Source organism: Streptococcus agalactiae ATCC 13813 (genome assembly GCF_000186445.1).
Lineage (GTDB): Bacteria > Bacillota > Bacilli > Lactobacillales > Streptococcaceae > Streptococcus > Streptococcus agalactiae.
In genome coordinates this window covers 1,558,882-1,568,773 of sequence record NZ_GL636070.1, presented here as the reverse complement: position 1 = coordinate 1,568,773, position 9,892 = coordinate 1,558,882, and the positions used below count along the sequence as shown (strand labels likewise).

10 protein-coding genes, 1 tRNA gene and 2 pseudogenes are annotated in these 9,892 nt (G+C 34.1%); 8 read left to right on the top strand and 5 right to left on the bottom strand.

Annotated elements, in window-relative coordinates:
- Positions 1-105: 105 nt before the first annotated feature.
- Positions 106-366: a type B 50S ribosomal protein L31 gene (locus tag HMPREF9171_RS105920; RefSeq protein ID WP_000710757.1), complete on the bottom strand. Its 261-nt coding sequence runs from the start codon at positions 364-366 to the stop codon at positions 106-108.
- A gap of 108 nt (positions 367-474) precedes the next feature.
- Entirely contained in the window at positions 475-1,410 is a 936-nt protein-coding gene (locus tag HMPREF9171_RS105925; protein WP_000583233.1) for a DHH family phosphoesterase, read from the bottom strand.
- Between the two features lie 265 nt (positions 1,411-1,675).
- Between HMPREF9171_RS105925 and add the strand changes: the two genes are divergently transcribed.
- The 6 genes from add to HMPREF9171_RS105955 all read left to right on the top strand — a co-directional run bounded on the left by add (position 1,676) and on the right by HMPREF9171_RS105955 (position 5,854).
- On the top strand, positions 1,676-2,698 hold the full coding sequence (add, locus tag HMPREF9171_RS105930; protein ID WP_000189636.1) for an adenosine deaminase: 1,023 nt from the start codon (positions 1,676-1,678) through the stop codon (positions 2,696-2,698).
- A 58-nt stretch (positions 2,699-2,756) separates the two neighbouring features.
- On the top strand, positions 2,757-3,200 hold the full coding sequence (locus HMPREF9171_RS105935) for a flavodoxin (RefSeq protein WP_001162136.1): 444 nt from the start codon (positions 2,757-2,759) through the stop codon (positions 3,198-3,200).
- Between the two features lie 76 nt (positions 3,201-3,276).
- Positions 3,277-3,552 (top strand): chorismate mutase, encoded by a 276-nt coding sequence (locus tag HMPREF9171_RS105940; protein ID WP_000418127.1) that lies wholly within the window; start codon positions 3,277-3,279, stop codon positions 3,550-3,552.
- Positions 3,545-4,741 carry a chloride channel protein gene (locus HMPREF9171_RS105945; protein WP_000595706.1) on the top strand — a complete coding sequence of 399 codons (1,197 nt, stop codon included), beginning with the start codon at positions 3,545-3,547 and terminating at the stop codon, positions 4,739-4,741. The genes HMPREF9171_RS105940 and HMPREF9171_RS105945 overlap by 8 nt, the downstream gene beginning before the upstream one ends.
- Before the next feature lie 583 nt (positions 4,742-5,324).
- Positions 5,325-5,672, top strand: a complete 348-nt coding sequence (gene rplS / locus HMPREF9171_RS105950; RefSeq protein ID WP_001068667.1) for a 50S ribosomal protein L19 — start codon at positions 5,325-5,327, stop codon at positions 5,670-5,672.
- Positions 5,673-5,782: 110 nt separating this feature from the next.
- A tRNA-Arg gene (locus tag HMPREF9171_RS105955) sits at positions 5,783-5,854 on the top strand.
- A gap of 296 nt (positions 5,855-6,150) precedes the next feature.
- Here HMPREF9171_RS105955 and HMPREF9171_RS1000000114145 read toward each other — a convergent pair.
- On the bottom strand, positions 6,151-6,396 hold the full coding sequence (locus tag HMPREF9171_RS1000000114145) for a tyrosine-type recombinase/integrase (protein ID WP_047209588.1): 246 nt from the start codon (positions 6,394-6,396) through the stop codon (positions 6,151-6,153).
- Between the two features lie 35 nt (positions 6,397-6,431).
- Positions 6,432-6,698, bottom strand: a complete 267-nt coding sequence (locus HMPREF9171_RS1000000113990) for a hypothetical protein (RefSeq protein WP_001872365.1) — start codon at positions 6,696-6,698, stop codon at positions 6,432-6,434.
- Positions 6,699-6,703: 5 nt separating this feature from the next.
- Here HMPREF9171_RS1000000113990 and HMPREF9171_RS1000000114140 point away from each other — a divergent pair.
- A pseudogene (locus tag HMPREF9171_RS1000000114140) lies at positions 6,704-8,081 on the top strand (IS3 family transposase); the annotation flags it as partial.
- A gap of 172 nt (positions 8,082-8,253) precedes the next feature.
- On the opposite strand, the gene HMPREF9171_RS1000000113540 reads toward HMPREF9171_RS1000000114140, so the two are convergent.
- Positions 8,254-8,415, bottom strand: a complete 162-nt coding sequence (locus HMPREF9171_RS1000000113540) for a TM2 domain-containing protein (protein ID WP_000508795.1) — start codon at positions 8,413-8,415, stop codon at positions 8,254-8,256.
- Between the two features lie 741 nt (positions 8,416-9,156).
- Here HMPREF9171_RS1000000113540 and HMPREF9171_RS105980 point away from each other — a divergent pair.
- Positions 9,157-9,892, top strand: a pseudogene (locus HMPREF9171_RS105980) (ABC transporter permease); the annotation flags it as partial.

Sequence of the window (9,892 nt, the reverse complement as noted above, 5' to 3'; positions counted from 1 at the left end):
GAGATGATATCGGATACGATATCATCTTTTTTTCTTCGTACGTGATAGGCTCAAACATAGAAAAAAGCACTTCTATTAGAAGTGCTTTTAAAATTAATGCTATGCTTATTGAGCAGCGTTTGCGTCTTTGAGACCATATTTTTTGTTGAAACGGTCCACACGTCCATCTGCTTGAGTGAATTTTTGACGTCCTGTATAGAATGGGTGTGAATCTGATGAGATTTCCACACGGATAAGTGGGTAAGTTTCACCTTCGAATTCTACTGTTTCTTTAGTTGATTTAGTTGAACCACTAAGGAATTTGTAACCTGTAGTTGTATCTAAGAAAACAACTGGACGATAATCTGGATGGATGTCTTTTTTCATCTTTAAAAATTTCCTTTCTGCCATAACTCGTCTGAGTCATAGTTATTAACCACTCTATTCTATCAAATAAGAATAGCCTTGACAAGTGTTTTGATAAAAAAAGTAAAATTATAAAGAAAGTACTTCCTGGATTTCTTGGTAAATAGCTTGATTCTCTTCCAAACTATAAGAATTAGCTCCACTGGCTAAAGGATGGCCGCCTCCATTATGACGTTTAGCTATTTCATTAATGATGTGTGACTTACTACGTAGGCGCACACGATAATGCCCATCGCTTTGTTCAACGAAAATTGCCCAACTTTCTACAATATCAATTTTTCCAGGTATACCAACGATTGCAGCAGTCTCTGCATCTGTTACATCAAAGCGTTTTAAGTCTTCTTGTGTTAAAGTAACGCATGCAGCGCCGTTCTTGTCAATTTCAAGTTGCTCAAAAATAAAGCCTTGTAATTTTGCAATTTTGAAAGGAAAGGAATCCATTTGACGTGCCATTGCAGAAAAATCAAAGTCAAATTCACGAAGTTTGCTAGCAATCTTCAGTGTTTTACTTGTGGTAGCAGGATATAAAAAGCGTCCTGTATCTCCTACAATACCATTATATAGAACTCTTGCTGCACTTGTTGATAACAACAAATCACAAGAAAGAGCAAAGTCTGTCACAATTTCACTTGCACTAGAGGCGTTAGTATCTACATAAGAGAGGTCTCCATAGACTTCATCGTTTGGATGATGGTCAATTTTAATTAAAAAGTCACCTTTTTTATAACGTTCATCATCAATGCGAGGGGTATTTGCTGTATCTGTAACAATAACAAGAGCGCCTTGATAGTCTTGGTCGGTCACTTGATCCATTTTAGCAATCCAAGCGAGTGTGGGTTCGTCAAAACCAGTAGCAAGTACTTTTTTCTTTGGGAAATTATGCCTGATGATATCCCTTAAGCCGATTTGGCTACCAAGAGCATCAGGGTCTGGTCTCATATGTCGATGGATAATGATGGTGTCGTACTCTTTGATTTTATCAAGAATTTGTTGAAAAATAATCATTTTTTACCTACCTAACTGTTTTGTCTTTTAGTGAAGAACAAGGCTATATTGTTGACTATATTATAGCTTAAATCTTTTATTGAGGAAAGAAATTAAGATAGCGGCCGCAATGTTTGTTTATTTTTATATGATGGTATGTTATTTTTTTATAAAATTCGGATACTGCTAACTAACAATCTTTTTTATGATAATATTTTGTAAATGTATTGCTTTTTAGCTAACTTTTGTTAATATAGTAAAAATGCTTTTTAATAGGAGATAAATTATGACACAAGCAGTATTAAAAGAATTGGCTAAGGCGGAGTTGCATTGTCATCTAGATGGCTCACTTTCTTTACCAGCTATTAGAAAATTGGCTAATATGGCTGATATAATACTGCCAAATAGTGATAAAGAATTAAGAAAATATGTTATAGCTCCAGCTCAAACAGAAAGCTTGGTAGATTACCTTAAAACGTTTGAGTTTATCAGACCGCTTCTTCAAACGAAGGAAGCATTACGTTTTGCTGCTTATGATGTTGCTAGACAGGCAGCTTTAGAAAATGTTATTTATATTGAAATTCGTTTTGCGCCAGAACTCTCTATGGATAAAGGTTTAACCGCAAGTGATACAGTCTTTGCAGTCTTAGAAGGTTTAGCAGATGCTCAGAAAGAATTTAATATCGTTGCACGCGCCCTTGTCTGCGGTATGCGCCAATCGTCTCATAAAACGACCAAGGAAATTATTAAACACATTGTTGATTTGGCTCCCAAAGGCCTGGTAGGTTTTGATTTTGCAGGTGATGAATTTTCCTATCCAACAGATAGTTTAGTAGATCTTATTCAGGAAGTAAAACGCTCAGGTTACCCGATGACTTTACATGCAGGTGAGTGTGGTTGTGCTAAGCATATTGCGGATAGTTTAAATTTAGGGATTAAGCGTATGGGACATGTGACAGCTTTAACAGGACAGAGGGCTTTAATAAAGCGATTTGTCGAAGAAGATGCTGTAGCAGAGATGTGTTTAACTAGCAATTTACAAACGAAAGCAGCCTCAAGTATTCAAAGTTTTCCTTATCAAGAACTTTATGATGCTGGAGGTAAGATTACAATTAATACAGATAATCGTACTGTTTCCGATACAAATTTGACGAAAGAATATAGTCTTTTCGTAACTTATTTTGGAACGAAAATAGAAGACTTTCTTGTTTTTAATCAAAACGCTGTGAAGGCCTCCTTTACAAGTGATTCAGAGAAAGATACTTTACTACATAAGCTACAAGAAAACTATGACAGCTATCTAAAATAACCTTCACGATTCTTTAAAAATATGATAGAATAGTGGTAATTTACAAGTGGAGGAAGATATGGCTTTAGCAAAGATTGTTTATGCTAGCATGACCGGAAATACTGAAGAAATTGCTGACATTGTTGCTGATAAATTACGTGACTTGGGTCTAGATGTTGAAGTAGAAGAGTGTACGATGGTTGATGCTGCAGATTTTGAAGATGCTGACATTGCAATTGTTGCCACTTATACATATGGTGATGGAGATTTACCAGATGAAATCGTGGACTTTTATGAAGATTTAGCAGAAGTTGATTTATCTGGTAAAGTTTACGGCGTAGTGGGTTCAGGTGATACTTTCTATGATTACTTCTGCAAATCTGTTGATGAGTTCGAGGCTCAATTCGCATTAACAGGAGCACAAAAAGGTGCTGATTGTGTTAAAGTTGATTTAGCGGCAGAAGACGAAGACATTGAAAACTTAGAAGCTTTTGCTGAAGAAATTGCTTCTAAACTTAACTAAGCTACCAAAAAGACGAACACGAGTCGTCTTTTTAACTTTTTTACCATCTTTTGTAACTAGAATATGAGATATAGATATGGAATTAGAAGAGATTCGTCAAGAAATAGATGAAATAGATCAGCAATTGGTAAGCCTTTTAGAAACTAGAATGGGTCTAATTTTAGAGGTCATAGCATTTAAAAAGAAACACCGACTTCCAGTTTTAGATAATAATCGTGAAAACGAAGTGCTTAACAATGTATTGAAGAAAGTCCAAAATCATCAATTTGACGATGTGATACGAGCAACTTTCAAAGACATTATGACAGAATCTCGTGTTTATCAAAAGGAGAATATTGTAGACGGTGATTAAACGATTTGATAATTATGCTCAGTACGTACTTGTTTTAGGGTTTAGCTTACTAATCGGTGGTGTGGTTGGGGCTATTACAGCAGTCTTTGGACGTGTTCTATTATTCCTGACAGCCTTTAGAAGTGATTATATAGCTTACCTACTCCCTTTTCTTAGCATTGTTGGTTTATTTATAGTTTTTGTCTATCAAAAATTTGGGGGTAAGAGTGTTAAAGGGATGGGATTGGTATTTGAAGTAGGTCATGGTAATGAGGAGACTATTCCGAAACGTCTTGTTCCTCTCGTGATATTAACAACTTGGTTAACCCACTTATTTGGTGGTAGTGCAGGTCGTGAGGGGGTTGCTGTACAGATTGGGGCTACCGTTTCACACTACTTTCAAAAATATTGCCGTTTACAAAACGCTTCTCAACTTTTCCTAGTAATGGGAATGGCAGCAGGTTTTGCTGGTTTATTTCAGACTCCTTTAGCTGCTACTTTTTTTGCGATCGAAGTTTTGGTAGTAGGTCGTTTAATGGTTTCGTATATATTACCAAGTTTAATTGCTGCTCTGACAGCAAATTTCGTCTCACATTCTTTAGGTTTAGAAAAATTTTCTCATAGTATAGCAACATCAATGGCGTTAACACCAGATATTATTCTAAAATTATTGGTTTTAGGACTATGTTTTGGTCTGTGTGGCAATTTATTTGCTTATTTATTGGCTAAAGCTAAATTAATTGCTTCTAGTAGGTTACTAAACCCATATAAACGGATTTTCACACTTGGATTGTTAGCTACTTTTTTATTGTTTATCTTCCATTTTGGACGATATTCAGGACTGGGAACAAATCTAATTGAGGCTAGCTTCACTAATAAGAATCTTTATGATTATGATTGGTTGTTAAAATTGTGTTTGACAGTTATTACTTTGGCTGCAGGTTATCAGGGAGGAGAAGTAACTCCCTTATTTGCAATAGGAGCAAGTTTAGGAGTGATTATTGCGCCCATTTTAGGTTTGCCAGTTATTTTAGTTGCTGCTTTAGGCTATACTAGCGTTTTTGGGAGTGCAACGAATACTCTGTTAGGTCCTATCTTAATAGGTGGCGAAGTCTTTGGCTTTGCCAACACTCCTTATTTTGTTATTGTATGTCTTGTTGCTTACTCCATATCACATGCTCATACGATTTATGGTGCTCAATCTAGATAGTTAGTGATGAGTTTTAAAAGAGTTTATCAGTTTATAGAACGGAATATTCCGTTCTCTTTTTTATTCTCTTAAAGTTTATAAAAATGAAGTTTGTAAATTTTATGAATGCAAAAATTATGTGGCTAATATAATTTTCTTCAAAGAAATTGATTTTATGATTGTCATTAAAATACTGTAAAATCCAATTGAATGTGTAAGAACTTAGGTTAGGATAATGTCTACAAGCATTTAAGTCGCGATGGTGAAATGCATTAGAAGATAAAAAGTTGATGTGGATTTCAACTTTATGGGAAAGAGTCAGGTGACACGAAAGCTAATATAGAAAACGTAGTTTAAAAAATCATATAATATTAAATGAATTAAACTCTCAAAAATCAGAAAAAAGCTAACCTAGAAACAGTAAATCAAATTTCAATAATATACAAATAACTATTCTAAAGGATGACACCTTGTTCTTCTAGATAAAATAGCTTTACAAGCAGGTTAAAATTTGGTAGAATTGTGAGAGTGTGTAATGGACGCACAAAAAACGGCTAATCCGCTGAGACAAGTACTTAAGATTAGTAAGAGAAGGAGAATAAAAATGAATCCATTAATTCAAAGTTTGACAGAAGGTCAACTTCGTTCTGATATCCCTGAGTTCCGTGCTGGTGATACTGTACGTGTTCACGCTAAAGTTGTTGAAGGTACTCGCGAACGTATTCAGATCTTTGAAGGTGTTGTTATCTCACGTAAAGGTCAAGGAATCTCAGAAATGTACACAGTACGTAAAATTTCTGGTGGTATCGGTGTAGAGCGTACATTCCCAATTCACACTCCTCGTGTTGATAAAATCGAAGTTGTTCGTTATGGTAAAGTACGTCGTGCTAAACTTTACTACTTACGCGCATTGCAAGGTAAAGCTGCACGTATTAAAGAAATCCGTCGTTAATTTTGATGATCAGATTTTAAAAATGCTTGGTTGTTTGAGGATAGTAACTATGTTTTAAAACTGGACAACCAAGACGTAAAAAATCTGCCTGTGGGCAGTTTTTTTACTAGGTCCCCTTAGTTCAATGGATATAACAACTCCCTCCTAAGGAGTAATTGCTGGTTCGATTCCGGCAGGGGACATATTCATTGCATGTAAATAGCGGTTTAGAGCTATTTTGCCCCAAATCCGCCCCAAATTTCTCTGATTAAGTTTATCGTTCCTATCTTTTTGTTCTTGTAATTGATGTGCGTAAACTTCTAAAGTGATATTTAAATTCTCGTGATCTAAAACTTGAGAGATGGAAATTAGATAGCTTGCAAATGTATGCCTGAGAGAGTGCACTCGTACCTCGCGACCAGTTATTTTTCGGATAGTTTTATTGACTGCATTATTTGAAAGTTTGTCGAATAATCTGTCGTTTTTATTTTTTGTAAATTCATGCAAAAAATAATGTATCATTGTCAATTGGTATATTTCTGATACTACTTTTGTTTTTTGTTGGCAGGTATCTTTGGTTGAAATGATAATCCCAAGTTTTATTAATTGATAAATATTTGTTAGTGTAATCAATATCATTAACTGTTAAACCTAAACATTCAGCGAAGCGCATGCCAGTTTTAGCGATGAGGTATAACGCTGCATACGATTGATGTTGTGATTTTTCTTTACAAATTTTTATCAAGCGTAAGTATTCATTGGTTTCAAGAAATTTTATCTCTATTTACGCCCCTTATTTTTTGCTTTAACCTTAGTGAATAAACAAAAATTTTTTTCTATATATCCCTCGTGAACAGCCATGGATACGCAGGCTTTTACATGTATGTTAAAACGCTTTACTGTATCTTGCACATGCGTTTGACTATAATGATTTATGACTTGTTGATATTTAGTGGAAGTAATATTGCAAAGTAATATATTTCCTATTATATGTTTATACGATATTCGATATTCCCACCCGTTGTCGCGTTTACGGAAATACGCCATTGATATACTCCACATTAGCTAAAGAACAGGGTGTTCAAGGCTACCTTGATGGAAAAGGCTCTCTTAGAGATATTTGTAAATGGTATGATATCTCAAGTCGCTCTGTTCTCCAAAAGTGGATAAAACGGTATACTAGTGGTGAAGACTTGAAAGCCACTAGTAGAGGATATAGCCGTATGAAACAAGGAAGGCAAGCCACATTTGAAGAACGTGTAGAGATTGTTAACTACACCATTGCCCATGGGAAAGACTATCAAGCAGCTATTGAGAAGTTTGGTGTTTCCTACCAACAAATTTATTCTTGGGTGCGTAAGCTTGAGAAGAATGGCTCACAAGGTTTGGTTGATAGACGTGTGAAAGGGTTGGAGAGTAGGCCTGATTTAACCGAGATTGAGCAACTTAAACTCAAGATTAAACAATTGGAGGAACGTAATCGTCTCTTAGAAATCGAGGTTAGTTTACTAAAAAAGTTAGAAGACATCAAACGAGGAAACAGACGGTAAGACTAGGTAAGCATTTAGCGGAGTTCCAAGTAATCAAGAATTATTACGATGAGGAATCTAATGTGCCTATTCAGGCCTTATGCCAACTCTTGAAGGGGTCTCGTTCAGGCTATTACAAGTGGCTCAATCGTCAAAAAACAGATTTTGAGACAAAAAATACAAAGCTAATGGCTAAAATCAAGGAACTTCATAGACTCTACAATGGTATCTTAGGTTATCGCCGTATGACAACATTTATTAATCGTCAACTTGGGACAACTTAAAACAAGAAACGGATTCGTTGATTGATGAACATTCTGGGGATTAGTTCAGTCATTCGTCGTGTTAGCCATGCTTGTACAAAAGCTGGTGACAGATTTTACGAAGAAAATATTCTTAATCGTGAATTTACAGCCACAGCTCATAACCAGAAATGGTGCACAGATGTCACCTATCTTCAATACGGTCTGGGAGCTAAAGCTTATCTCAGTGCGATTAAAGACCTGTATAACGGTTCTATTATCGCTTATGAGATTAGTCACAACAATGAAATCCACTTGTTATGAAGACCATTAAAAAGGGGCTAGAGCTCAATCCAGGAGCCACACCTATCATCCATAGCGATTGAGGTAGTCAATATACTTCCAAAGAATACCGTTATATCATACAACAAGCTGGTCTGACCTTATCCATGTCCCGGATTGGCAAATGTATTGATAATGCACCAACTGAAAGTTTCTTTGGGTTTTTCAAGACTGAGTCTTACCACCTTAAGAAATACAACTCTTATGATGAGTTGGTCAATGATGTGGCACGTTATATCGAATTCTACAACACACAACGTTATCAATCAAAATTAAACAACCTGACTCCTCTAGAATTCAGGAATCAGGTTGCATAACTTATCTTTTATTATTTGACTGTCTACTTGACAGGGAGCCGTTCAGATTGCTTAACCTTTCTAAATTTGCTAAAATAGCTACAAGAAAACGAGCCATTTAATGCTTATTTCTTATACTGTCTTGCCTCACGCTCTCCTCGACCAAAAATTGAGCGTGAGGCTTTTTGTTTCATTAAACGATGATATTTCCATATTCATCAGTTTGTTTTCCGAGAGCCATCAAAGCTTCGATAAGGTCGATAATTCCAGGAATAAAGGTAATACTAAAAATAATATATAAAAAAACCTGGCCTATTTTTCCTGCGTAAAATTTATGCGCTCCAATGCCGCCCAAAAGAACGTTAATAAAACATAAACTACTATGTTAGCATAAGACTTTATTTTTACAACTGAATTTCATATAAATGGATTAGAGTAAGGGATAAAAGAAATTAGCATAGCTCTTTTGAAAATAAAAAAATTAATATAATATGGAAAAAATTTTATTTCATAAACGTTTCATAAAAGGTATGTAATCTAGTATTTAGGCAACACTATTTTGTCACTGGTGTCTAGTAACTTATAGATTGATAATTTTACTAGTAAACGTAATTCTTCGCTTTAAGAGTTAAATGTCTATTTATTGTAAGCTAAATTGGGAGGTGAACTTATGTAAAATTAGATAGGTACTGTCAAGTACGGGATGATTATTGAAACAGCCAGTATGCATCATAAAATCTGTATTGCTTAATAACTATTTCCTTAACCAGACATCAGTTCATTGTTTATCATCGCTACCCTAAGTCTAGTTTTTTCAATAGAGCATTAGGTAGTTTTTGATAATAAAACTATATAAACATGAGAATTAGATTTCGTATCGCATTCTTCATAATGAGTTATTTGAGATTTTCCTTTGAATAAATAGATACGAAATTCAGTAACTTCATATATAAACGGCTCTATCATTGAGATAGTTTGTCAAATGAAGAAATTTTAATGGAAATAGTTTTAAAAACATTAGTTGTAGGCGATGTAAAAATATTAATCCAGTGGATGCAATAGTTGCGGAGTAAAAATAGAGAGGAGTAATTAGGAAGTGATAAAAAATGCTATAGCATATATTACCAGAAAAAAAATAGAACACTTATTATATTTGCTATTTTAACAATTGTTCTTTCTTGCTTGTATTCATGTTTAACAATAATGAAATCAAGTAATGAAATAGAAAAGGCTTTATATGAAAGTTCTAATTCTTCAATATCAATTACAAAAAAAGATGGTAAATATTTTAATATTAATCAATTTAAGAATATTGAAAAAATAAAAGAGGTTGAAGAAAAAATATTTCAATATGATGGATTAGCAAAATTGAAAGATCTTAAAGTAGTTAGTGGTGAGCAAAGTATAAATAGAGAAGATTTATCTGACGAATTTAAAAATGTTGTGTCACTAGAAGCTACAAGTAATACTAAAAGAAATCTTTTATTTAGTAGTGGAGTATTTAGTTTTAAAGAAGGAAAAAATATAGAAGAAAATGATAAGAATTCAATTCTTGTTCATGAAGAATTTGCTAAACAAAACAAACTAAAATTGGGTGATGAAATTGATCTTGAATTACTAGATACGGAAAAAAGTGGAAAAATAAAAAGTCATAAATTTAAAATTATAGGAATCTTTTCTGGTAAAAAACAGGAAACATATACAGGATTATCATCTGATTTTAGCGAAAATATGGTTTTTGTAGATTATTCAACTAGCCAAGAAATATTAAATAAATCAGAGAATAATAGAATTGCAAATAAAATTTTAATGTATTCTGGTAGTTTAGAATC